Origin of the sequence: Serratia sp. CY31944 (genome assembly GCF_052169175.1) — a bacterium.
In the GTDB taxonomy this organism is placed as follows: domain Bacteria; phylum Pseudomonadota; class Gammaproteobacteria; order Enterobacterales; family Enterobacteriaceae; genus Serratia; species Serratia sarumanii.
Map to the genome: position 1 here is coordinate 250,935 of NZ_JBJNLG010000002.1, position 22,444 is coordinate 273,378.

A 22,444-nucleotide genomic window follows, 5' to 3' on the forward strand; every position below is an offset into this window, starting at 1 on the left:
AGCGGAATGAATAGATTGACAGGCGGGCGCCATGATGACGCCCGCCGGGGTATTATGCTTTGTCGCCCAGCAGCACGGATTCCAGCGCGATAACGATCATTTCGTTAAAGGTGGTCTGGCGTTCCGCCGCCGTGGTCGCTTCGTGACGCAGGATGTGGTCGGACACGGTGCAGATGGTCAGCGCCTTGCAGCCGAACTCTTCGTACAGCTCTGCCGCCACGCCGTAGATGCCGGCCGCTTCCATTTCCACGCCCAGGATGCCGTACTTCTTCATCACCTGGAACATGTCCGGATCCGGGGTGTAGAACAGATCGGCGGAGAAGATGTTGCCCACGCGCGCCGGGATGCCCTGCGCCGCCGCTGCGTCAACCGCGTTGCGCACCATGTCGAAGTCGGCGATCGCCGCGTAGTCGTTGTCCTTGAAGCGCAGACGGTTCACCTTGGAGTCGGTGCACGCGCCCATGCCGATCACCACGTCACGCAGTTTGATATCGTCACGCACCGCGCCGCAGGAGCCCACGCGAATGATCTTCTTCACGCCGAATTCTGCGATCAGCTCGCGCGCATAGATGGAGCAGGATGGGATACCCATGCCGTGGCCCATTACGGAGATGCGGCGGCCTTTATAGGTGCCGGTGAAGCCCAACATGCCGCGCACGTTGTTCACTTCCACCGCGCCTTCCAGGAAGGTTTCGGCGATGTATTTTGCACGCAGCGGATCGCCCGGCATCAGTACTACGTCAGCGAAATCACCCATCTCAGCATTAATGTGCGGCGTAGCCATAATTCTCTTCCTTTAAATCGTATTAAATAGCGTTAAACGTATAAGCCGTGGCATGTCAGACGGCGGCCAACTGCGCCGCCGCCTTAAACTCACGGATTAAAACATGCTCTTACCGTAATCCATCGGCGACAGGCCAAAATAATTGGCAACGGTCTGGCCGATGTCGGCGAAGGTCTCGCGGTGGCCCAGCGAGCCCGGTTTCACTTTCGGGCCGTAAACCAGCACCGGGATGTGCTCGCGGGTGTGGTCGGTGCCCGGCCAGGTCGGGTCGCAGCCGTGGTCGGCGGTGAAGATGATGATGTCTTCGTCTTTCACCAGCTTCAGCAGCTCCGGCAGGCGGCGGTCGAACAGCTCCAGCGCGGCGGCGTAGCCCGCCACGTCGCGGCGGTGGCCATAGGAGGAGTCGAAGTCCACGAAGTTGGTGAACACGATGGTGTTGTCGCCGGCCTTTTCCATTTCGATCAGGGTCGCGTCGAACAGCGCGTCGATGCCGGTCGCCTTCACCTTCTTGGTGATGCCGACGTTGGCGTAGATGTCGGCGATTTTACCGATCGACACCACTTCGCCGCCCTTCTCGTCCACCAGCTTTTTCAGCACGGTCGGCGCCGGCGGCTCTACCGCCAGATCGTGACGGTTGCCGGTACGCTGGAAGTTGCCCGGCTTGTCGCCGACGAACGGACGCGCGATCACGCGGCCGATGTTATACCCGCCTTCGGTCAGCTCTTCACGCGCGATTTCGCACAGCTCGTACAGGCGATCCAGGCCAAAGGTTTCTTCATGGCAGGCGATCTGGAATACCGAGTCGGCGGAGGTGTAGAAAATCGGCTTGCCGGTTTTCATGTGCTCTTCACCCAGCTGATCGAGGATCACGGTGCCGGATGAGTGGCAGTTGCCCAGGTAGCCCGGCAGCTTGGCGCGTTCGACCAGTTTGTCCAGCAGTGCCTGCGGGAAGCTGTTGTGCTCATCCTTGAAATACCCCCAGTCGAACAGCACCGGCACGCCGGCGATTTCCCAGTGGCCCGACGGCGTGTCTTTACCGGAAGAGAGTTCGCTGGCGTAAGCGTAAGCGCCGATGATGTCGGCGTTGCGATCCAACCCCTGCGGGAAGTTGCCGGTGGACTCTTCCGCCGCTTTGCCGAGGCCCAGACGGCTCAGGTTAGGCAGCGTCAGCGGGCCCTGGCGGCCCACGTTGGCCTCACCGCGCGCGCAAACCTCGGCGATGTGGCCCAGGGTGTCGGAACCCTGATCGCCAAAACGTTCGGCGTCTTCGCTGGCGCCGATGCCGAAGGAGTCCAATACCATAATAAATGTGCGTTTCATCTGTGCTCTCCTGCGTGTTCTCACGCTTTGGACGGCCGCGAAAAAGCCGCGACCGTTCCTGATTCTTGGGTTATTCCGTGATGCGCTTATACACCACCGGCGTCGCTTCCGGCGCCTTGTCGCTCAGCATCATCGCGCTGCGCACCGCATCGGCCGCCTGCTGCCAGCTCTCTTCATCGTTGGCGTGGATCATCGCCAGCGGCTGCTGGGCATCCACTTTCTCGCCCAGGCGCGCCACCTCGGTCAGGCCAACGCTGTAATCGATGGCGTCGCTCGCCCGGCGACGGCCGCCGCCCAGCGCAACCACCGCCATGCCCAGCGCGCGGGTATCCATGGCGCTGACGATGCCCAGCTTTTCAGCATACACCGGCTTGCTCAGCGTTGCCGCCGGCAGATAGCTATCGTAGCGTTCGACGAAGTCTATCGGCCCCTGCTGCGCCGCCACCATGCGGCCAAACACCTCCGCCGCCTTGCCGTTGTCCAACACCGCCTGCAGTTTGGCGCGCGCGTCGGCCTCGTCTTGCGCCAGGCCGCCGGACAGCAGCATTTCCACGCACAGCGCCAGCGTCACTTCCAGCAGGCGCGGGTTGCGGTATTCGCCGGTCAGGAAGCGCACCGCTTCACGCACTTCCACCGCGTTGCCGGCGCTGGAGGCCAACACCTGGTTCATGTCGGTCAGCAGCGCGGTGGTCTTGCAGCCCGCGCCGTTGGCCACGCCGACGATCGCCTGCGCCAAATCTTGTGACAGCGCATAGGTCGGCATAAAGGCGCCGGAGCCGACCTTCACGTCCATCACCAGCGCATCCAGCCCTTCCGCCAGCTTCTTGGCCAGAATGGAGGCGGTGATCAGCGGGATCGAATCCACGGTGGCGGTGATGTCGCGGGTGGCGTAAAAACGTTTGTCCGCCGGCGCCAGCGAGCTGGTCTGGCCGATGATCGCCACGCCGACGTCCTGAATGATTTTGCGGAAGGCGTTATCGTCCGGGAAAATATTGAAGCCCGGAATGGCTTCCAGCTTGTCCAGCGTGCCGCCGGTATGCCCCAGGCCGCGGCCGGAGATCATCGGCACATAGCCGCCGCAGGCCGCCACCATCGGGCCGAGCATCAGCGAGGTCACGTCGCCCACGCCGCCGGTCGAATGCTTGTCGACGATCGGGCCGTTCAGCGCCAGGCTTTTCCAGTCCAGCACGGTGCCGGAATCGCGCATCGCCATGGTGAGCGCCACGCGCTCCGGCATGCTCATGTCATGGAAATAAATGGTCATCGCCAGCGCGGCGATCTGCCCTTCCGACACCACGTTGTCGCGAATGCCGTTGATGAAAAAGCGGATTTCCGCTTCGCTTAACGGCTGGCCGTCGCGTTTCTTACGAATAATTTCTTGAGCCAGGAACAAGACATCCCCCTGTGTCGCCGAGAGTCAGTGCAGACGGGCGCGCCTGGCGCCCGCCAACGAAATCGATCAGTAGCCGCCGCCGGCGGTCTGGGTCTGGTGGCCCAGCGCGGCCAGCAAGCTGGCCAGCAGGCTGGAAGCGCCAAAGCGGAAATGCCGCGCATCGGCCCAGCCTTCGCCCAGAATACGATCGGCAAGCTGCAGATAATGCAGCGCGTCTTCCGCGGTGCGCACGCCGCCGGCCGGCTTGAAGCCCACCGTCTTCGCCACGCCCATATCGCGGATCACCGACATCATCAGCTCGGCGCTTTCCAGCGTGGCGTTGACCGGCACCTTGCCGGTGGAGGTCTTGATAAAGTCCGCCCCGGCCTTGATGGCGATCTCGGACGCCTTGCGGATCAGATCGGCCTGCTTCAGCTCACCGGTTTCGATGATCACTTTCAGCAGCACGTTGGCCGCCTGGCAAGCCTGCTTGCACTGTTTCACCAGCTCGAAGCCGACCTGTTCGTTGCCGGCGATCAGCGCGCGGTAAGGGAACACCACGTCCACTTCATCCGCGCCATAGGCGATGGCCGCGCGGGTTTCCGCCAGCGCGATGTCGATATCGTCGTTGCCATGCGGGAAGTTGGTCACGGTGGCGATGCGGATGTCCGGCGTGCCTTGCTCGCGCAGCGCCTTACGCGCCACCGGGATAAAACGCGGGTAGATGCAGATGGCCGCCGTGTGGCCAGCCGGGCTGTTGGCCTGACGACAGAGCGCGATCACTTTCTCGTCGGTGTCATCATCATTCAGCGTGGTTAAATCCATCAAATTCAGCGCACGTTGCGCTGCTGCGGTTAATTCGGTCATAAAACTCTCCAACTGAGTATCTGGGTGTTGGCGAGCGGACTTGGTTCCATGAAGATAGCGCTGGGGAACGGCGTTCCCGCGGCGGCAACTGAGATCCTTCTCACCGCACATGGCCACCCGCCTTGCGGCCGGCCAGTAATAGCTATTTGAACACGAATGCCGGAGGCGATTCGCGTTCATCGTCACACTATATGAAATAGCACTGTAACAGACCGGAATTATATGTGAAGAACATCACAAAATAACGCGATATCGTTCACAAATTCGCTAAAGAAGCGGCTGAAGATCGCGGGTGCGGCACGCACCCGCGTTGCTTAGAGTATAGGCTGAGTCCCGCGATCGGTCGCGCCGTCGCGGGACTCGGGATGGCTTACAGCGCCAGGAAGAAGCCGGCGATGGTGGCGCTCATCAGGTTGGACAGCGTGCCCGCCGCCACGGCCTTCAGACCGAAGCGCGCGATGTCGTGGCGACGATTGGGCGCCATGCTGCCCAGACCGCCCAGCAGGATCGCCACCGAGGAAAGGTTGGCGAAGCCGCACAGCGCGAAGGAGATGATCGCCTTGGTATGGGCCGACAGCACCTGCAGGCCTTCCGCCGCCACTACGTCGTCCGGACGCAGATAGGCGCCGAAGTTCATGTAGGCGACGAACTCGTTGACGATGATCTTCTGGCCGATGAACGAACCGGCGGTCATCGCCTCGCTCCACGGCACGCCGATCAGGAAGGCGATCGGCGAGAACACCCAGCCGAGGATCAGTTCAAGCGACAGCTGCGGATAATCGAACCAGCCGCCGATGCCGCCGAGAATACCATTAAGCAAGGCGATCAACGCGATAAACGCCAGCAGCATCGCACCGACGTTCAGCGCCAGCTGCATGCCGGAGGCCGCGCCGGAAGCCGCCGCGTCGATCACGTTGGCCGGACGATCCTCTTCGGCGATCAGCTTCATCGCATCGTCTTTATCGTGGGTCTGCTCGGTTTCCGGCACCATCAGCTTGGCGAACAGCAGCCCGCCCGGCGCGGCCATGAAGGACGCGGCGATCAGGTATTCCAGCGGCACGCCCATCTGCGCATATCCCGCCAGCACCGAACCGGCCACCGAGGCCAGGCCGCCGCACATCACCGCGAACAGTTCTGATTGGCTCATGGTGGCGATATACGGACGCACCACCAGCGGCGCTTCGGTCTGACCAACGAAAATGTTGGCGGTCGCCGACAGCGATTCGGTGCGCGAGGTGCCCAACAGCTTTTGCAGCCCGCCGCCCAGCACGCGGATCACCAACTGCATGATGCCGAGGTAGTACAGCACCGCAATCAGCGAGGAGAAGAACACGATCACCGGCAGGACGCGCAGCGCGAACACGAAGCCGCCGCCGCCGAACACCTCGAACATCTTGTCGGACACCAGCCCGCCGAAAATGAACGAAATGCCCTGATTGCCGTAGGCGATAACGTTTGCCACGCCGTTCGACATACTGCCGAGGATGCTGCGGCCCAGCGGCACATACAGCACCAGCGCGCCGATGCCGACCTGAATGATGAACGCCCACGCGACGGTGCGCAGTTTGATGGCCCGGCGGTTGCTGGAGAGCAGCACCGCAATGGCGATCAGCACCGCCATGCCGACTAGGCTCATGATGAGTTGCATGCAAAGTTTCCCTGTTGCAAAAAATAAAATACATCCCTGCTCATAAAGAGAGGTCTGCTATTGGAGAGTTTCGGGGGGATTATACTGAGCGAGGTCACTCTCGCACCGATTTATGTCACAAATGCATACAACGAGACGCAAATGAAAATCTTATAACGTGACACAGGTCACGTTATCACCTCATCAATCCGGCATGGCAAACAGCGCCTGAGCATTGCGCTGCAGATGGGCGGCGATCTCGTCGGCCGGTTCCGGCCGCAGCTCGCACAGCGTTTGAAACACCTCGGCGGCGCGTTCGGGGCGATTCGGCTGCCCCTGATAGCCCGCCAGCGGCATGTCCGGCGCATCGGTCTCCAGCAACAGCGCCTCGAGCGGGAGCTGCGCCATCACGCCGCGCGTTTTCTGCGCCCGCTCATAGGTGATGGTGCCGCCCACGCCGATGTAATAGCCGAGGCGGATAAACGCCTGCGCCTGCGACAGGCTGCCGGCGAAGCCATGCACCACGCCGCGGCGCGGCAGCTGCACGCGCCGCAGCGCCGCAGCCAGCTGATCGTGGGTGCGGCGCGAATGGAGGATCACCGGCAGGTCATGCTGTTTCGCCAGCCGCAGCTGGGCCAGCAGCACGCTTTGCTGGCGCTCGAACTGCGGGTTGTCCATATACAGATCGAGCCCGACCTCCCCCACCGCCACCAGCTTGCGCGGCCGTTCAGCCAGCAGCGCCGCCAGTTGCTCCAACTGCGGCTCATGATGCTGCGCGATATACAGCGGATGCAGCCCCAGCGCGGCGAACAGCGGCGCATGATCCTGCGCCAGCCGCAGCACCCGCGCGAAGCGATCGGCGGTGACCGTCGGGACGATGATGCGCGTGACGCCGGCGCTTGCCGCTCGCACCAGGCTCTCGCCCTCATGCCCGGTAAAGGGCGGGAAATCGAAATGGCAGTGGGTGTCGGTAAAGGCATAGCTCACAGCGCGCCCCCTTCACCCGGCGGCAGATCGCCCGGCAGAATGATCTTCGGCGCCACCACCGCGGCCTCCGGCTGCGCGCCAAGATCGGACGGCATGACGAGATCGGTCACGATCGGCGAAGGCATTCTGACGTTCTCCGGCTGGATCAGGCGGCGCGACAGCGCTTTTTTCACCTTCATGCCGTCCGGCTCCGGCTGCGCCATCCACTGGCCGACGGTGGCCAGGAAATAGCGGCCGCAGCGGCGCCCCAGGTGATAATCCTGATTGAGCGACCCCAGTCGGCTGCCCAGCGCATTGCTGGCCAGCGGCTTCGGCGGGAAGATCTCGAAGATGCGCAGCTTGCCCGGCGGCTTCTCGATAAAGCGCTGGATGCGGTGATAGCTTTCCTCGTGATGCTGCAGGATGCGCACCATCTGCTGCAGGCTGCTGTCGCTCAGCCAGTGCTCCATGCGCTTCATCCACTGCGGGGTGTAGTACATCTGCGAAGGCACGGTGCGGATCACCACGATGGTGTCGGCGCCGCGGCGATAGGCCTCTTCCACCGGGATCGCATCGCTGATGCCGCCGTCCTGATAGCTGATGCCGTCCAGCTCCACGCCCTGGCGATAGAAGCCGGGAATGGCGCTGGACGCTTTGATGGCCGGCAGCCAGCGCTCGCGCTGCGCCGGCAGATAGGTCGGTTCGAAATCGTCGCTGCGGCAGGCGCACAGCAGAAACTCGCGCCCGTCGGTAAAGTGCCGTTCCGCCACGTCCATCGCCAGCGGCATCTGCGCCGCCGCCGTATCAACCAGCCAATCGAGATCGATCAGATGCCCGCCGCGCACGAAGCGCAGCGGATTGAAGAATTGAGCCGAGGTGGTGTAACGGGTGATCACCCGGCGCGCGTAGCCCACCTGCCCGCAAATGTAGGCGGACAAATTCTGGGCGCCGGCCGACGTGCCGATCAGCAGGTCGAAAGGGTTAAAGCCCGCGCGCTGAAACTCGTCCAGCACGCCGGCGGTGAAAATGCCGCGCTGGCCGCCGCCTTCGCAGACCAGCGCCATCTTGCCTGGCCGAAAGGGCTTAGACGCCAGCGGTTCTATATTGCCGAGCGTGATGGGTATTCTGTATCCCAACTTGGCATCCTCAGTGAGACGTTTTCTCCGAGGATACCGCGTCTCGCTCTCTTCCGTAATCCTCTTGCAGCACGCCGGCGAGGAAATCATTGCTGCCGGCCAGCCAGACGCAATCGCTGCCGGACCATTCGGCCAATGCCTGCCATACCTGGCCTTTCAGCTGTTTCCAGCGCCCGACGATGATGTCGCTGTTCATGGCCGGCCCTCCCCGACGTGAGAAAAGGAATTAAGCTTTGTTACAGTTTGCAGGAAAATACCGGCCGGCTAAGGGCGCCGGCGGCCGGTGAACAGGCTGACCAGGAACAGGATAATGCCGACGACAAACACGATTTTAGCCGCCCAGGCGGCGGTGCCCGCCAGCGAACCGAACCCCAGTGCCGCAGCGATAAGCGCGATGACTAAAAAGATAATGCCCCAACGAAACATAAGCTTCTCCTTACCATTGTGAAAAAATTCGCTGCTGTCTACCGCCCCGACAACGGGGCGTCGACGGCAAATCAGTTTCTTTTTTTGGTGGTACATGTCGGGCCGCCTTCACGGCCCGACCGATGCGGCTTGTTGTTACTTGTTACGGGCGCCTGGCGGGATTACGGCTTGACCACCAGGTCGTTTTTCACGCTTTTCACGCCGTCGATGGCCTTGGCGATGCTTTCCGCACGCTCAGACTGCGCCTGCGTTTTCACCTCACCGGAAAGCTGCACCACGCCATCGGTGGTTTCCACTTTCACATTGCGCGACGGCACGATGTCATCGGCCAGCAGCTTGGCTTTCAGCTCGCTGGTGGTGGCGGTGTCGCCGGCATACGATTTGATCGACTGGTTGGCTTCATCTTTCACGTGCAGCTTGTCGCTGACGGTCTTGACGCCTTCCACCTTGCCGGCGACAGCGACCGCATGCTCCGCCTGCGCCTGGCTGCCGACGAACCCGCTCAGGGTCACGGCGCCTTTTTCGGTTTTCACCGAAATGTCGGAACTTTTGATGGTTTTATCTTCCACCAACGCACTTTTAACTTTAGCCGTTATCGCGCTGTCATCCATGTAACCGTCAACTTTTTTCATGGAGCTATCGATTTTGGCACCGGCACTGTCCGCGGCGTTAGACGCCTTGTTGAGCAGACTCTCTTCGGCCAGCGCACTGCCGCTGACCAACACAGAACCCAATACAACAGCCATCAGCGAGTGTGCAAATTTGGTCTTTTTCATCGATCTCTTCCTTTTGTTGGGGGCTCACAACGCCAGAGCGCCGGAACCCTGCGGCCACCTTCACGCGGCCTTCTCGGTAAATACTTCATCATCGCTATACGATTAAGCGTTCACGACAGGAATATTGCAACGGCCGTGCCAACTCAAAAAAACCCTTAAAAATCAAATAAAATAAATCAGACGTTGGATTTTTAGCCAAAAAACTGTCGCCTATTGACGACAGGCTAAGTCACACAAAACTGAAATATAGCTATCTCATTGATATTTAAAGACACTGACTGTCTCCTATCGGCAACACATCAGAATAACTCACCAAACAAACAACATATTACAGTGATTTACTCTCAAGCAATGTGCGGACGTCCCGTTAAAGATAGACCATTAGACGGAAAATGCAGGCCGAACGAACATCGCCTGGTGTCCTAGGTTCGCAAGAAAAATATGAGGGAGGTTTATTAATTAGCACAGTGGGAATAGGAGAGGCGTGCAGGGCGCACTGGGCGCCCTGCCGATTGATCAGTGTTCGCGCGTCTTGCGGAAGGTCACATCAGGATAACGTTCCTGCGTCAGGTTGAGGTTCACCATGGTCGGCGCGATATAGGACAGGTTGTCCCCGCCGTCCAGCGCCAGGTTGATCTCGTTCTTGCGCTTGAACTCTTCGAACTTCTTCACGTCGTCGCACTCGACCCAGCGCGCGGTCGACACGTTGACCGACTCGTACAGCGCTTCCACGTTGTACTCGCTCTTCAAGCGCGCTACCACCACGTCGAACTGCAGCACACCGACCGCACCGACGATCAGATCGTTGTTGGCGATCGGACGGAACACCTGCACCGCGCCCTCTTCGGACAGCTGCACCAGCCCCTTCAGCAGCTGTTTCTGCTTCAGCGGATCGCGCAGGCGAATGCGGCGGAACAGTTCCGGCGCGAAGTTCGGGATGCCGGTGAACTTCATGTCTTCACCCTGGGTGAAGGTATCGCCGATCTGAATGGTGCCGTGGTTGTGCAGGCCGATGATGTCGCCCGGATAGGCTTCTTCCACGTGCGAACGGTCGCCGGCCATAAAGGTCAGCGCGTCGGAGATCACCACGTCTTTGCCGGTGCGCACCTGGCGCAGCTTCATGCCCTTCTCGTAGCGGCCGGAAACCACGCGCATAAAGGCCACGCGGTCGCGGTGTTTCGGATCCATGTTGGCCTGGATCTTGAACACGAAGCCGGTGAATTTCTCTTCCGCCGCCGTCACTTCGCGGGTGTCGGTTTTGCGCGGCATCGGCGCCGGCGCCCAGGCCACCAGGCCGTCCAGCATGTGATCCACGCCGAAGTTGCCCAATGCGGTACCGAAGAACACCGGGGTCAGCTCGCCGCTCAGGAAGGCTTCCTGATCGAACTCGTGGGAAGCGCCCTGCACCAGCTCCAGCTCATCGCGCAGCTGCGCCGCCAGATCTTCACCCACCGCCGCATCCAGCTCCGGGTTGTTCAGACCCTTGACGATGCGCACTTCCTGAATGGTGTGGCCTTTACCGGTCTGGTACAGGTAGGTTTCATCCTTGTACAGGTGGTAAACCCCCTTGAACAGCTTGCCACAGCCGATCGGCCAGGTGATGGGCGAGCAGGCGATCTTCAGTTCGCGCTCGACTTCATCCATCACTTCCATCGGATCGCGGATATCGCGGTCCAGTTTGTTCATGAAGGTCAGGATCGGCGTGTCGCGCAGACGGGTAACCTCCATCAGCTTGCGGGTGCGATCCTCAACGCCCTTGGCGGCGTCGATCACCATCAGACAGCAGTCGACGGCGGTCAGAGTACGGTAAGTATCTTCGGAGAAGTCTTCGTGCCCCGGGGTATCCAGCAGGTTGACCAGGCTGTCGCGGTACGGGAACTGCATCACCGAGGTGGTGATCGAGATCCCACGCTGCTTTTCCATTTCCATCCAGTCGGATTTGGCGTGCTGGCTGGAGCCGCGGCCTTTTACCGTACCGGCGGTCTGGATCGCCTGTCCGAACAGCAGCACTTTTTCGGTAATGGTGGTTTTACCGGCATCGGGGTGCGAGATGATGGCGAAAGTTCTTCTTTTGGAGACTTCGCGGGCAAATTCACTAGGAGACATGGTTTTCAGGTTCTACGGTTAGTCCGCCCTGCGACATCATCAGAACGCGCCGATCGCGGCGCCGGGCAAAGCGGTGAATAAAAGATAACAGCCGGGCATTTTCGCCGATTTGCCAACCGGTGACAATCAATGGATCCGATTTCCCGCTAACGCAGGCGGAAATCGGGGGACAAAGCGGCCCAATGCCGACGCAATACCGATTTGTGATCGTCCGCCATCGGCAGGTTTTCCAATAATTCCGGCCACAAATTTCGCGCCTTGTCGATGGCATCCACAAGGTGCACACGAATCGCAGGCCAGGGAATATCGACCCGCTCAGCCCAGCGTTCGAAGGTTTGCATTGAGATCCTATCCCAGCGTTTTTCCTTCGCCATATTGAGCGCGGCCTCAGATTCACCAGGAATATAGGCCAACGTAGTGACGATGTCATAAGCGGGAGAAAGCCGAACATCGGTCTGGTTTGGATAGATCATGGACCAATTCTTTACGTGAGCATCGCCATTGGCGAGCAAAATATTCGCCAACAGACGGCGTGCCATTTGCTGCGCATCCGCTAAAGGTTCACTGCCATACTCATAGAGATAAGCCGCTATCTGATCGTAATTTTTACCGCGGTATTTATCGTGCGCGTAAATCTCGAATATCTGAGCAAAATCTTCTGCATGTACTCGCCCGTTTTCGCTGCGGTCAAAACGACGGATGGCATAAGCATAAGGTTCATCCGCCAAGCGAATATCAGGCAAGTGCTCAAGTCGTGTCAGCTCAACCAACTCAATATCAGGAATATCCACGCCGATGGCTTGCGCCAAGCGCATTGCCGTATATTCATTTTCAGGGAGATGACGATGGACCGTTGAAGGCGTTTTAATGATCCAGCTATCGGCGCCGACCTGAGAAGAAATGTTGAAACGGCCCTCTTTGCGCACAGAGGAAAACTTCATTTGTACCCCTGCCAAAGAAAACTTTTGCGCCTCCACGCCAACATTAATTTGCACGGCTTCCAGCTCGCCGCGCGACGTTAACGCCCAGGTGGGTATGTCACTGGCAGCCAGCGGCCGGGCTTCAAGCGCTCCCGGCAGGTTTCCCCCGGCCCAGGCAATTAAGGGAAACTCCTCGTTCACATGGGCTTTCAACGACTGGGCCACCCAACCGCGCAGTGCGCCTTCGGGTAACAAATTGGATAAGACGGGCGGCAGGCGCTGCGATGACTGTAAAACTTGCTCAAGATACCCCGGGTGCGCCCTCTGCCTTAGCGTAAACAAGGGACGAGCATGCTCCGGCAAAGCGAGGTAGTGCGGATCAAAGGTCAGGATGTTTCTGCCGCCGCTGTAATGCGCCAGCACGCCAACACGCACGCCATGCAAGATCAAGGCTAATGCCTGCACCGATTCAACCTGTCGCGGCCCTTTCATCAGCTAGTCCTCGAGATCTTTCAGTTTTTTTTCAAAATTATGCGGCTTACCGGCTTCCGGCGCGCGACTCACTTCCTGTTGCAGCAAGCACTCCACATCACGGGCAGACTTTTTCGGCACGATGACATATTCCAAATCCATCGCCGCCAATATCCGTAGCAGCGTGCTTACCCGCATATCGCTACCCGTTTCAATACGCTGATATTGCTGTTGGGTCATGCCAATCTTCATTAAAAAGTCTTTTTGGCTCCAGCCCAACTCAATGCGTTTTTCTTTCAGCAACGCTGATATTTCTGATAATTTTCTCATCCGCACCTCCCAACTACGCATTGATTGTCTCACCAACAATAAACAACAAATTAGTTGTCGCCATGGCAAAAAACAACTTATTCGATGTAAATTAATCAGAAAACAACTTTTTAGTTGTAAAAGGAAAGGAAAACAATAAACAGGATGTGTTTAGATTACGCCAGCGGCAGCGCCATCACGATCGCGTCTTCGCGGCCGTGGGCGCTCGGGTAATAATTGCGGCGCACGGTAACTTCGTTGAAACCGAGATCTTCATACAGCGCGATCGCCGCCTGGTTGGAGGCGCGCACTTCCAGCCACAGCGTGACCACGCCGCGGCTCTCCAGCCGTTCAATCAACGCGTTGAGCAGCAGGCGGCCAAAGCCACGGCGCTGGTACTGCGGATGAATGGCGATGTTGAACAGCGTGGCTTCGTCCAGCACGATCTGCGTGATGGCGAATCCCGCCATCTCCCCGTCGGCGCTCAGCTTCAGGTTAAGGTAGCGATCGCCCTGATTGCTGGCGAAAGTGGTTTCCGTCCAGGGAAAAGCGTGGCTGGCTTGCTCAATGGTGAAGGCCGTGGCCAGGTCGGCCGCCGTCAGGGTAGAAATCGTGTTCATGATGACAAATCTGCTGCCAGAGGGCGCGTTTGGCCCCCGCGTCTTGGGAAAGCTCGGCCAGCGCCGGGCTGTGTAGCTGCGCGCCGGCGACCGCAAGCGGTTCCGCCACGCCCAGCCGCCAACTGTTGCATGCGGTCTCTTCAGGCAGCATCGCCGCCTGTTCCGGCGTCAGGCTGTAGGTTTGCGCCGGCGTCAGCCCCAGGCTGCGCAGCACGTCGCAAAACAGCGGATCGTCCGGTGCGGGCAGCGTCTGCGCCACCACCAGCAGGCGCGCCTCGGGCGGCAGACTGACCGCCACTTCGCCCTGCAACACGCCCGGGCGGCGCAATGTCCACTGCGTAATACCCAGTTGTTGTAACAGCCAGTCGCGTTTTGATGCCATGCCGATTCCTACCCGTTGTGGTGCGCCATGCCTGCCATGCGCCGCGCTATGCTAACAAACCCGCGCAGCCCGCGCCAACAAACCCGTCGAACATATCGCCACAAAGCTCTATAATCCCCGGTCTCATTTCCAGGAGCCAATATCTGATGTCTGCATTAACCCCCGCCAGTGAAGTCATGCTGCGCCACAGTGATGAATTTATCGAACGCCGCGTGCTGTTTGCCGGCGACCTGCAGGACAGCCTGCCGGCCCAATTCGAGGCCGCGGACGTGCGCGTCCACACTCAGCAATACCATCACTGGCAGTTACTGAACCGGACGATGGGCGATAACGTGCAGTTCGGTTTGACCGTCGATCCCGCTTTCGTCGCCGACTGCGACACGCTGGTTTACTACTGGCCGAAGAGCAAGCAGGAAGCGCAATTCCAGCTGTGCAACATCCTGGCGCTGCTGCCGGTGGGCGCGGAGGTGTTCGTGGTCGGTGAAAACCGCAGCGGCGTGCGCAGCGCCGAGCCAACGCTGGAAGGCCACGTTGCGCTGGTGAAAATCGACAGCGCGCGCCGCTGCGGCCTGTATCACGGCCGCCTGGACGCACAGACCGAGTTCAGCCTGGACGACTGGTGGGACAGCTATCAGCTGCACGATCTGGAAGTGAAAACGCTGCCGGGCGTGTTCAGCCGCGACGGCCTGGACGTCGGCAGCTCGCTGCTGCTGTCGACGCTGGAAAAACACATGAAAGGCAAGGTGCTGGATATCGGCTGCGGCGCCGGCGTGATGGCCTCGGTGATGGCCAAGCTGTCGCCGAAGGTGAAACTGACCCTCAGCGACGTCAACGCCGCCGCGGTGGAATCCAGCCGCGCGACGCTGGCCGCCAACGGCATCGAAGGCGAAGTGATCGTCAGCAACGTTTACTCCGACATCACCGGCCGTTTCGACATGATCATCTCCAACCCGCCGTTCCACGACGGGCTGCAGACCAGCCTGACCGCCGCCGAAACCCTGATCCGCGGCGCGGTGAAACACCTGCCGATCGGCGGCCGGCTGCGCATCGTCGCCAACGCCTTCCTGCCGTACCCAGACATTCTGGACGCCACCTTCGGCAGCCACGAAGTGCTGGCGCAGAACGGCCGCTTCAAGGTGTATCAGGCCACCGTCGGCCGCCCGCCGCGCGCGCCGAAGAAGAAATAATTCGCCGTTGGCGGAAAACGACAGAGCGCGGCCTGAGGCCGCGCTTTTTTTTAGCCGTTGATATAGGTCATCGACTCCGCGCCGTAGCGTTCGCCGGCCGCCGCACTCAGCGGAAACACCGCGTCTATCGCCGCCAGCTCGGCCGCGCTCAGCGTTATCTCCGCCGCCGCGACGTTCTCTTCGAGGTAGCAACGGCGTTTGGTGCCGGGGATCGGCACGATGTGCTCGCCCTGCGCCAACACCCAGGCCAGCGCCAGCTGTGAAGGCTTGACGCCCTTCTGTGCCGCCAGCTCACCCACCTTCTCCACCAGCGCCAGGTTGCGGGCGAAGTTTTCCCCCTGGAAGCGCGGGTTGCCGCGGCGGAAATCGTCCTCGGCCAGATCCTCCGGCCGCCGGATAGCGCCGGTGAGGAAACCGCGCCCTAACGGGCTGTAAGGCACAAAGCCGATGCCGAGGCGCTCACAGGCTGCCAGCACGCCCTGTTCGGCATCGCGCGTCCACAGCGAATACTCGGTCTGCAGCGCGGTGATCGGATGCACCTTGTGCGCCCGCTCCAGCGTGGCGACCGACGCCTCGCTCAGGCCGATATGGCGGATCTTGCCTTCGCGGATCAGATCCGCCATCGTGCCCACGACGTCTTCGATCGGCACCTGCGGATCGACCCGATGCTGATAATAAAGATCGATCTCTTCTACGCCCAAGCGCCGCAGGCTGCCTTCCACCGAGCGCCGGATATACTCGGGCCGGCTGCTGACGCCGCGCGCCGAAGGATCCACCGGATCGCGCAGGATGCCGAACTTGGTGGCCAGGAACACCTGTTGCCGTTTGCCCTTGATCGCTTCCCCCACCAATTCCTCGTTGGTGTGCGGGCCATACATGTCGGCGGTGTCGAGCAGCGTGACGCCCAGCTCCAGCGCCCGGTGCAGCGTGGCGATGGCTTCCTGCCGATCGGCGCCGGTGGAGTAGAAGTCGCTCATGCCCATGCATCCCAACCCCAGGGCGGAGACGAGGGGGCCGTGAGAACCCAGTTTACGTTGTTGCATTGTGCTGCCCTCATGCGATGAACGGATAACGCAGCAAAGTCTGGTTGTTTACGCTACAAAGATAAATAATGCAGATTGCACATCACTGTTCAAAAATCACCAACAATCCGGAGTGGACATGGATCAGGTTCAAGCCATGCGCATTTTTACCCGCATCGTCGAACTGGGCAGCTTCAGCCGGGCGGCCGAGCGCCTGCAGCTGCCGCGCGCCACGGTCAGCAACGCGTTGAAACGGCTGGAGCAGCGGCTGGGCGTGCGCCTGCTGATCCGCACCACCCGCCAGGTGCAGGTGACCAGCGAAGGCAGCCTCTACTATCAACGCTGCGTACAGTTGCTGGGGGCGCTTGAGGAGGCGGACACGCTGTTCAGCCACCATAAGCTGCAACCGTCCGGCAAAGTGCGCATCGATATGCCCCATTCGCTGGCGCGCCAGATTGTCATTCCGGCGCTGGACGACTTTTACCGCCGCTATCCCGACATCACGCTGGCGCTGGGCGCCAACGACACCCACGTCGATCTGTTGCGCGAAGGCGTGGACTGCGTGCTGCGCGCCTGGGAAACCGAAGACGACAGCCTGGTGGCGCGGCGCATCGCCCAGCTGCCACAGGTCACCTGCGCTTCTCCCGCTTACCTGCAGGCCTGCGGCATGCCACGCGACATTGATAGCCTGGAGCCGCACCGCGCGGTAGGGTATTTTTCCCTGGCCAGCAACCGCGATTACCCGCTGGAATTCTGCCGCGGCGGCAAAGTGGAACTGCGCGAACTCCCCGCCCGGCTGAGCGTCAGCGGCGCCGACGCCTACATCGCCGGCGCGCGGGCCGGCATGGGGTTGATTCAGGCGGCGCGCTATTCGCTTGCCCCCTGGCTGGAACGAGGCGAACTGGTGGAAGTGCTAGCGGACACGCCGCCGCCGCCGATGCCGATTTACATCATGTATCCGCCCGGCCGTTTCCTGGCGCCACGGGTCAGGGTGTTGATTGATTGGCTGATTTGGCTGTTTGACCAGCGGAAAAGCGGTGATATGGCTGTTTTTCCAGCAAACGCCCGCAATGCGGGGAAATAACTGTTGACGTGCCCGCCAAAATCTCTAGAATTCGCCTCCGTGGTAACGTTACTCCGGTAATGTTTCTGGTACGCGAAGGTGGCGGAATTGGTAGACGCGCTAGCTTCAGGTGTTAGTGTCCTTACGGACGTGAGGGTTCAAGTCCCTCTCTTCGCACCAAATAACCACATGATTTATATTGCACTCAGCATCGATGCGAAGGTGGCGGAATTGGTAGACGCGCTAGCTTCAGGTGTTAGTGTTCTTACGGACGTGAGGGTTCAAGTCCCTCTCTTCGCACCACGCTGGCGACGTAATATAAATCAAAGCAACAACATCGACTGTGCGAAGGTGGCGGAATTGGTAGACGCGCTAGCTTCAGGTGTTAGTGTCCTTACGGACGTGAGGGTTCAAGTCCCTCTCTTCGCACCAATTGATGATCTCTCCGGCAGTCCCTTCGAAAAAATCCCAACGCATTGATGAAAAACACGCCTAAGCGTGGTTTTGTCGTTTCCGGCGTTTTACCCGAAGCTGAAGTTGAGGCTGACCGCCGCCAGGCCGCCCGCCAGCGCCATGCAGGAAGGCAGCAGCAGATAATGACGCAGCCGGCTGTTGAACAGCATCACCAGCGTCGCCAACATCGCTATCACGATCAAGCTGCGCAGCTGCATCATATCGAGATCGATCAAGGCCAGCAGCGGCATCAGCGCGCACGGCAGCAAAACGCCCCAGGCGCTGGCCAGGCGATCGCCGAGGCACCAGCTGACGCCCCACAGCCCGCATGCGGCAATCATGGCAGTGAGCATGACAACCCCCTCAAGTGATAATGATAACCAATATCATATAACACTTTTTTGGCCGCCGCATCATTTTCGCTGCGATGACCAAACCCAGATGACACCAGCAGGAAAAAATGATAATTTGACATAAGAAAATTCCTAGTCCTGTTTGCATGATAATAATCACAACGGTCAACCATGCAATTCAAGTGGATATTTCGCGCCAAGGGAATGCTTCTCAACCTTAATTATTCGACAGTACGACTTTGCAAAGAGTGACCTCCGTATGAACGCCCGTTCTTATCAGGAATTACTGAACAGCAAGCAGCGCCTGGCATTATTTCTTTTTCTAATGATGAATGCCGCCTCTTCCATATTTACGTTATTGTTCCCTTTTAGGGATGTCCCTTCTTTTACTCTGCCTTTATTATGCATCCCGTTATTTTGTCTGGCGGCGGCGCTATTTTCTCTGCATACGCCGCGGCAATACCTGTACAAACTCAACCTGTTCGCCAGCGTGCTTGGCCTGCTGTGGGCTGCACATATCTACGTTAAAAGTCAATATTGCCTGCCGAATAACCAAGATTTTTTATTAATTAGTTTGTTCAGCATCTTTTTTATCAGCGCTATTTCTCTGACGGACAACTTTACCGCCTTTTGTTTACACGCCGTGCCTTCCGCAATGATGATCCTGGCTTTAGACGGTATGCATAATACCCTGCGGATATTATTCACCACGCTATTGCCTATTATCGCTTTCTCCATTCATCACCTGATGTTGAAACGCAGTGAAATCTTTACCCACGCGCTGGTGGCCAACCTGTATAACGAGCGGGACAAATTCAATAATTTGAGCATGCTCGATCCCCTGACCGGCCTTTATAACCGTCGCGGGCTGGAGAATAAGATCAACATGCTGCTGGAACCGCAAACCGGCCGCCACTACGTGCTGCTGCTGGATATCGACCACTTCAAGGTCTACAACGACAGCTACGGCCACGCCATGGGCGACCGGGCGCTGGTGCAGGTGGCGATCGCCATCCGCGATGCGGTGCGTTCGCGCGACATCGTGGTGCGCTACGGCGGGGAAGAGTTTTTGGTGCTGCTGACCAACGTGCACGAAGGCTACGCGGCGCAGCTGGCCGAACGGGTGCGCCAACGGGTGGCGGAACTGAATATCCCGCACGGCGCCAGCTCGCAGCACAGCGGTACGCTGACGCTCAGCGCCGGCATCTCGGCATTGGAAAAACTGGACGTCGAATCGGCGATCGGCGCGGCCGACGCCGCGCTCTATCTGGCGAAGCACAGCGGCCGCAACAATATTCAGCTGGCGCAAAACGTCCAGCCCGCCCTGCTGCTGCCGCAGGAGTAAATACCCTGCCCGGTTAAGCGGCCGTTGGCCGCAAGCCGTTCAGCAACAGCGACAAACTGGCCAACGCCTGCTCCAAAGCGGTTTTCTCATCCGGCTGGTGCGCGATCCAAAGCGCGGCATCCATCAGGCCGCCGTTGATCAAATGCGCCAGCGATTCCGGCTCGGCGACGGCGATGCGCCCCTGCGCCATCAACACCTGCAATGCGCCCGTCATCCAGACAATGCATTGCAGCTTACTGGCCTGCAAATATTCAGCCCCCAGCACCGAAGGTGAATCGCGCAACAAAATGCGTTGCGCTTGCGGCTCCGTCATCATGATCAAATAACCGCGACAACGCGCCGCAAACGCCTCCCAGCCATCCGCCGAACTCGCGGTAATGTCGGCCAGGCGCGCATCTATCTCGGCGTCGATTTCTTGCACGACGGCCAAAAACAAACCTTTCTTGTCCCCAAAGTGGTGGTAGAGCGCACCGCGCGTCATGCCGGCTTGCGCGGTGAGTTCATCCATCACCGTCTCGGCATACCCCACGCTGCCGAACTGCTGACGGGCGGCCGCCACCAGTTTTTGTCGGGTTTCTTCAATCATTTCTGCGCGCGCTTTACGTGCCATGAATCCACTCCCGCCTCGTTATTGATGAACGTTATAATTGACATACGCCATGTATGTCAATTAACGTAACATACGTGGCGTATGTCAATGATGGCCATTGAGCGAATACTGAGCCGCCAACTTCTGGAGCCCTTTCCATGGCAAATCCTTATTTCAACCTGTTCAACGCCCCGGGCAGCAAGGCGTTTTCCTCTGCCGGGCTGATCGCGCGCCTGCCGGTCTCGATGACCGGTATCGGCATCATCACCATGCTCTCACAGGTACGCGGCTCTTATTGGTTGGCGGGCGCGGTGGCGGCGACGTTCGCCTTTTCCATGGCGCTGCTTGCGCCGCAAATCGCGCGCGCGGCGGATCGTCACGGCCAAAGCCGCGTGCTGCCGTATGCCACCGGGATCAGCACGCTCGCCCTGCTACTGCTGTTGCTCTGCACCCACTATCGGGCGCCGGACTGGACGCTGTTCGTCTTCGCCGCGCTCGCGGGCGGCATGCCCAGCATCTCCGCGATGGTCAGAGCCCGCTGGAGCGAAATTTATCGCGGCACGCCACAGCTGCACACGGCATTTTCATTCGAGTCCGTGTTAGATGAAGTGGCCTTTATCGTCGGCCCACCGATCGCCGTGGGGCTTAGCGTTTCACTCTTCCCAGAAGCCGGCCCTCTGGTAGCCGCGCTGCTTCTGGTGGCGGGCGTTGCGGCATTCGCCTCCCAAAAAAGCACTCAGCCCCCGGTCTACACCCGCAATAACCAGCGGCAGCGCGCCATCCTGGCCATGCCGTCAATGCAGATCCTGCTGCTGGCGCTGATCGCCCTGGGCACCATCGTCGGCACCGTGGACGTCATCAGCGTGGCCTTCGCCGAGCAGCAAGGACAGCCGGCCGCCGCCAGCATCGTGCTGTCGGTTTACGCGTTCGGCTCCTGCCTGGCCGGGCTGATTTTCGGCGCAATGAAGATCCCCGTCCCCTTGCCTCGCCTGTTCTTATACGCGGCGTTCGCCACCGCCTTCACCACCCTGCCGCTGCTGTGGGTGCACGATGTCTTGACGCTGGCGGCGGCGATGTTTGTCGCGGGATTGTTTTTTGCGCCGACCATGATCATTGCCATGGGGCTGGTTGAAAACATCGTGCCGCCCTCCCGGCTGACGGAGGGGTTGACCTGGATGGTCACCGGCCTGGGGATAGGCGTGGCGCTCGGCGCCGCATTGGCGGGCCTGGCGATCGATGCCGCCGGGATAGCGGCCGGCTTCGGCGTCACGCTCACCGCCGGGCTGATCGTGCTGCTGGTGGCGGCCGGCGGCTACCGCTTGATGCGGCGAACGCTGGCCTTGAAAGCGGCGTGAATCGCTCGCGCTAAGCGGTTTCCCAAATCGCCTTGCCCTGCCAGCGCCGTTCGATCGCCGCCAGGAACAGTTTCACCTTGGGGGAGAGATGGCGCCGGCTGGGATAGACGGCGCAGATCGGCGGCCCCGGGCGGCAATAGCGCTCCAGCACCGGCACCAGCGTGCCGGCCGCAATCTGCTCGCCGACCAGAAACGCCCCCACCTGGCACAGGCCGGCTCCGGCGACGGCCGCATCCCGCAAGGCCTCGACGTTGTTGAAACGCATCCGGCCGCGCACCGGCTGTTCGTGCAGTTGGCCGTTGACCAAATAGCGCCAGGGCGCCGGCAGCCCCTGATGGCTGAAGACCAGCGTCTCGTGATCGCCCAACGCCTCCGGTTTTGCAGGCGTGCCGTGCCGCGCCAGATAATCCGGCGCCGCGCAGGTGATCAGGCGATGTGGCGCGAGCACCCGCCGCACCAGCCGGCTGTCGTCGTTGCCGCCGACGCGGACAGCCACGTCTATGCCGTCGCGCACCAGATCGCTGTAATCATCGGAGAAGCTGACGTCGGCGTCCACCTCCGGCCACTGCGCCAAAAACTCCCGCAGAATCGGCAGGATATGCAACCGCCCCAACGAGACCGGCAGATCCAGCCGCAGCCGCCCGCGTGGGGTTTGCCGCCGCGTATTGAGCGCCGTTTCCGCCTCTTCGGCCTGCGACAGGATGCGCTGCGCATACTCGTAAAACACCGCGCCGTCTTCGGTCAGGCTGACGCTGCGCGTGGTGCGCTGCAGCAACCGGGTGGCCAATCGCTCCTCCAATCGGATCACGCATTTGCCCGCCGCCGAGCGGGAGATGCCCAGCCTCTCGGCCGCCAGCGTGAAGCTGCAGGCGTCGGCGACGCGAATGAACACCAGCAGGTCGGTCAGGTTATCCAACGGCATAGACGGTAAATTAGCCACGATTTGTCCCCAATGTTGCGCATTCAGGCCAGTTTATCAGCCATTTTGGCGCGGA

The 22,444-nt window shown here is 60.2% G+C and carries 23 protein-coding genes and 3 tRNA genes; 7 read left to right on the forward strand and 19 right to left on the reverse strand.

Annotated features, from left to right (window positions below):
* Positions 1-52 precede the first annotated feature (52 nt).
* From deoD to ACJ8IN_RS03530, 15 genes are all read right to left on the reverse strand, one after another.
* Positions 53-784, reverse strand: a complete 732-nt coding sequence (gene deoD, locus ACJ8IN_RS03460) for a purine-nucleoside phosphorylase (RefSeq protein WP_004933059.1) — start codon at positions 782-784, stop codon at positions 53-55.
* 96 nt (positions 785-880) lie between these two features.
* Positions 881-2,104, reverse strand: a complete 1,224-nt coding sequence (gene deoB / locus ACJ8IN_RS03465; RefSeq protein WP_033649124.1) for a phosphopentomutase — start codon at positions 2,102-2,104, stop codon at positions 881-883.
* A gap of 70 nt (positions 2,105-2,174) precedes the next feature.
* Positions 2,175-3,497, reverse strand: coding sequence for a thymidine phosphorylase (gene deoA, locus ACJ8IN_RS03470; RefSeq protein WP_060457174.1), 1,323 nt, complete (start codon positions 3,495-3,497; stop codon positions 2,175-2,177).
* A 66-nt stretch (positions 3,498-3,563) separates the two neighbouring features.
* Positions 3,564-4,343: a deoxyribose-phosphate aldolase gene (deoC, locus tag ACJ8IN_RS03475; protein ID WP_033641793.1), complete on the reverse strand. Its 780-nt coding sequence runs from the start codon at positions 4,341-4,343 to the stop codon at positions 3,564-3,566.
* A gap of 370 nt (positions 4,344-4,713) precedes the next feature.
* Positions 4,714-5,991: a NupC/NupG family nucleoside CNT transporter gene (locus tag ACJ8IN_RS03480; RefSeq protein WP_033637021.1), complete on the reverse strand. Its 1,278-nt coding sequence runs from the start codon at positions 5,989-5,991 to the stop codon at positions 4,714-4,716.
* Between the two features lie 183 nt (positions 5,992-6,174).
* Entirely contained in the window at positions 6,175-6,957 is a 783-nt protein-coding gene (locus ACJ8IN_RS03485; protein WP_033649122.1) for a TatD family hydrolase, read from the reverse strand.
* Positions 6,954-8,072, reverse strand: a complete 1,119-nt coding sequence (locus ACJ8IN_RS03490) for a patatin-like phospholipase family protein (protein WP_308325411.1) — start codon at positions 8,070-8,072, stop codon at positions 6,954-6,956. Before ACJ8IN_RS03490 ends, ACJ8IN_RS03485 begins: the two co-directional genes overlap by 4 nt.
* Before the next feature lie 10 nt (positions 8,073-8,082).
* Positions 8,083-8,268, reverse strand: coding sequence for a CsbD family protein (locus tag ACJ8IN_RS03495; RefSeq protein ID WP_033649120.1), 186 nt, complete (start codon positions 8,266-8,268; stop codon positions 8,083-8,085).
* A gap of 68 nt (positions 8,269-8,336) precedes the next feature.
* On the reverse strand, positions 8,337-8,498 hold the full coding sequence (locus tag ACJ8IN_RS03500) for a DUF1328 domain-containing protein (RefSeq protein ID WP_004857650.1): 162 nt from the start codon (positions 8,496-8,498) through the stop codon (positions 8,337-8,339).
* 161 nt (positions 8,499-8,659) lie between these two features.
* Positions 8,660-9,274, reverse strand: coding sequence for a molecular chaperone OsmY (gene osmY, locus ACJ8IN_RS03505; RefSeq protein ID WP_033637016.1), 615 nt, complete (start codon positions 9,272-9,274; stop codon positions 8,660-8,662).
* Positions 9,275-9,790: 516 nt separating this feature from the next.
* Positions 9,791-11,380, reverse strand: coding sequence for a peptide chain release factor 3 (prfC, locus tag ACJ8IN_RS03510; protein WP_004933094.1), 1,590 nt, complete (start codon positions 11,378-11,380; stop codon positions 9,791-9,793).
* Positions 11,381-11,526: 146 nt separating this feature from the next.
* Positions 11,527-12,792 carry a type II toxin-antitoxin system HipA family toxin gene (locus tag ACJ8IN_RS03515; RefSeq protein ID WP_103772809.1) on the reverse strand — a complete coding sequence of 422 codons (1,266 nt, stop codon included), beginning with the start codon at positions 12,790-12,792 and terminating at the stop codon, positions 11,527-11,529.
* Between the two features lie 3 nt (positions 12,793-12,795).
* Complete coding sequence (locus ACJ8IN_RS03520) at positions 12,796-13,101, reverse strand: helix-turn-helix domain-containing protein (protein ID WP_103772810.1); 306 nt, start codon at positions 13,099-13,101, stop codon at positions 12,796-12,798.
* Positions 13,102-13,256: 155 nt separating this feature from the next.
* Complete coding sequence (gene rimI, locus ACJ8IN_RS03525) at positions 13,257-13,700, reverse strand: ribosomal protein S18-alanine N-acetyltransferase (RefSeq protein ID WP_033649119.1); 444 nt, start codon at positions 13,698-13,700, stop codon at positions 13,257-13,259.
* Positions 13,645-14,082 carry a DNA polymerase III subunit psi gene (locus ACJ8IN_RS03530; protein ID WP_033637012.1) on the reverse strand — a complete coding sequence of 146 codons (438 nt, stop codon included), beginning with the start codon at positions 14,080-14,082 and terminating at the stop codon, positions 13,645-13,647. The genes rimI and ACJ8IN_RS03530 overlap by 56 nt, the downstream gene beginning before the upstream one ends.
* 146 nt (positions 14,083-14,228) lie before the next feature.
* Between ACJ8IN_RS03530 and rsmC the strand changes: the two genes are divergently transcribed.
* Positions 14,229-15,269, forward strand: a complete 1,041-nt coding sequence (gene rsmC / locus ACJ8IN_RS03535; protein ID WP_308325410.1) for a 16S rRNA (guanine(1207)-N(2))-methyltransferase RsmC — start codon at positions 14,229-14,231, stop codon at positions 15,267-15,269.
* A 50-nt stretch (positions 15,270-15,319) separates the two neighbouring features.
* On the opposite strand, the gene ACJ8IN_RS03540 is transcribed toward rsmC, so the two are convergent.
* Positions 15,320-16,312: an aldo/keto reductase gene (locus tag ACJ8IN_RS03540; RefSeq protein WP_308325409.1), complete on the reverse strand. Its 993-nt coding sequence runs from the start codon at positions 16,310-16,312 to the stop codon at positions 15,320-15,322.
* A 118-nt stretch (positions 16,313-16,430) separates the two neighbouring features.
* On the opposite strand from ACJ8IN_RS03540, the gene ACJ8IN_RS03545 reads away from it, so the two are divergent.
* From ACJ8IN_RS03545 to ACJ8IN_RS03560, 4 genes are all read left to right on the forward strand, one after another.
* Positions 16,431-17,375, forward strand: coding sequence for a LysR family transcriptional regulator (locus ACJ8IN_RS03545; RefSeq protein WP_041037819.1), 945 nt, complete (start codon positions 16,431-16,433; stop codon positions 17,373-17,375).
* A 72-nt stretch (positions 17,376-17,447) separates the two neighbouring features.
* A tRNA-Leu gene (locus ACJ8IN_RS03550) sits at positions 17,448-17,534 on the forward strand.
* Positions 17,535-17,570: 36 nt separating this feature from the next.
* Positions 17,571-17,657 (forward strand) — tRNA-Leu (locus ACJ8IN_RS03555).
* Positions 17,658-17,699: 42 nt separating this feature from the next.
* Positions 17,700-17,786 (forward strand) — tRNA-Leu (locus ACJ8IN_RS03560).
* A gap of 89 nt (positions 17,787-17,875) precedes the next feature.
* Here the strand turns inward: ACJ8IN_RS03560 and ACJ8IN_RS03565 are convergent.
* Complete coding sequence (locus tag ACJ8IN_RS03565; protein WP_033637006.1) at positions 17,876-18,160, reverse strand: DUF1435 domain-containing protein; 285 nt, start codon at positions 18,158-18,160, stop codon at positions 17,876-17,878.
* Positions 18,161-18,602: 442 nt separating this feature from the next.
* On the opposite strand from ACJ8IN_RS03565, the gene ACJ8IN_RS03570 reads away from it, so the two are divergent.
* A complete protein-coding gene (locus tag ACJ8IN_RS03570; RefSeq protein ID WP_370739131.1) occupies positions 18,603-19,505 on the forward strand; it encodes a GGDEF domain-containing protein in 903 nt (300 codons plus the stop codon).
* Between the two features lie 13 nt (positions 19,506-19,518).
* Here ACJ8IN_RS03570 and ACJ8IN_RS03575 read toward each other — a convergent pair whose 3' ends face one another.
* Positions 19,519-20,115 carry a TetR/AcrR family transcriptional regulator gene (locus tag ACJ8IN_RS03575; protein ID WP_060427242.1) on the reverse strand — a complete coding sequence of 199 codons (597 nt, stop codon included), beginning with the start codon at positions 20,113-20,115 and terminating at the stop codon, positions 19,519-19,521.
* Between the two features lie 137 nt (positions 20,116-20,252).
* On the opposite strand from ACJ8IN_RS03575, the gene ACJ8IN_RS03580 reads away from it, so the two are divergent.
* Positions 20,253-21,449 carry an MFS transporter gene (locus ACJ8IN_RS03580; protein WP_033637003.1) on the forward strand — a complete coding sequence of 399 codons (1,197 nt, stop codon included), beginning with the start codon at positions 20,253-20,255 and terminating at the stop codon, positions 21,447-21,449.
* A gap of 10 nt (positions 21,450-21,459) precedes the next feature.
* Here the strand turns inward: ACJ8IN_RS03580 and ACJ8IN_RS03585 are convergent, their stop codons facing one another.
* A complete protein-coding gene (locus ACJ8IN_RS03585; RefSeq protein ID WP_033637002.1) occupies positions 21,460-22,371 on the reverse strand; it encodes a LysR family transcriptional regulator in 912 nt (303 codons plus the stop codon).
* Between the last annotated feature and the right edge of the window lie 73 nt (positions 22,372-22,444).

Bases quoted from the DNA above. Each gene is read 5' to 3' on its own strand.
- deoD (WP_004933059.1), bottom strand. From the start codon at position 784: ATGGCTACGCCGCACATTAATGCTGAGATGGGTGATTTCGCTGACGTA.
- deoB (WP_033649124.1), bottom strand. From the start codon at position 2,104: ATGAAACGCACATTTATTATGGTATTGGACTCCTTCGGCATCGGCGCC.
- deoC (WP_033641793.1), bottom strand. From the start codon at position 4,343: ATGACCGAATTAACCGCAGCAGCGCAACGTGCGCTGAATTTGATGGAT.
- ACJ8IN_RS03480 (WP_033637021.1), bottom strand. From the start codon at position 5,991: ATGCAACTCATCATGAGCCTAGTCGGCATGGCGGTGCTGATCGCCATT.
- ACJ8IN_RS03495 (WP_033649120.1), bottom strand. From the start codon at position 8,268: ATGAACAGCGACATCATCGTCGGGCGCTGGAAACAGCTGAAAGGCCAG.
- ACJ8IN_RS03500 (WP_004857650.1), bottom strand. From the start codon at position 8,498: ATGTTTCGTTGGGGCATTATCTTTTTAGTCATCGCGCTTATCGCTGCG.
- osmY (WP_033637016.1), bottom strand. From the start codon at position 9,274: ATGAAAAAGACCAAATTTGCACACTCGCTGATGGCTGTTGTATTGGGT.
- prfC (WP_004933094.1), bottom strand. From the start codon at position 11,380: ATGTCTCCTAGTGAATTTGCCCGCGAAGTCTCCAAAAGAAGAACTTTC.
- ACJ8IN_RS03515 (WP_103772809.1), bottom strand. From the start codon at position 12,792: ATGAAAGGGCCGCGACAGGTTGAATCGGTGCAGGCATTAGCCTTGATC.
- ACJ8IN_RS03520 (WP_103772810.1), bottom strand. From the start codon at position 13,101: ATGAGAAAATTATCAGAAATATCAGCGTTGCTGAAAGAAAAACGCATT.
- rimI (WP_033649119.1), bottom strand. From the start codon at position 13,700: ATGAACACGATTTCTACCCTGACGGCGGCCGACCTGGCCACGGCCTTC.
- ACJ8IN_RS03530 (WP_033637012.1), bottom strand. From the start codon at position 14,082: ATGGCATCAAAACGCGACTGGCTGTTACAACAACTGGGTATTACGCAG.
- rsmC (WP_308325410.1), top strand. From the start codon at position 14,229: ATGTCTGCATTAACCCCCGCCAGTGAAGTCATGCTGCGCCACAGTGAT.
- ACJ8IN_RS03540 (WP_308325409.1), bottom strand. From the start codon at position 16,312: ATGCAACAACGTAAACTGGGTTCTCACGGCCCCCTCGTCTCCGCCCTG.
- ACJ8IN_RS03545 (WP_041037819.1), top strand. From the start codon at position 16,431: ATGGATCAGGTTCAAGCCATGCGCATTTTTACCCGCATCGTCGAACTG.
- ACJ8IN_RS03565 (WP_033637006.1), bottom strand. From the start codon at position 18,160: ATGCTCACTGCCATGATTGCCGCATGCGGGCTGTGGGGCGTCAGCTGG.
- ACJ8IN_RS03575 (WP_060427242.1), bottom strand. From the start codon at position 20,115: ATGGCACGTAAAGCGCGCGCAGAAATGATTGAAGAAACCCGACAAAAA.
- ACJ8IN_RS03580 (WP_033637003.1), top strand. From the start codon at position 20,253: ATGGCAAATCCTTATTTCAACCTGTTCAACGCCCCGGGCAGCAAGGCG.
- ACJ8IN_RS03585 (WP_033637002.1), bottom strand. From the start codon at position 22,371: ATGCCGTTGGATAACCTGACCGACCTGCTGGTGTTCATTCGCGTCGCC.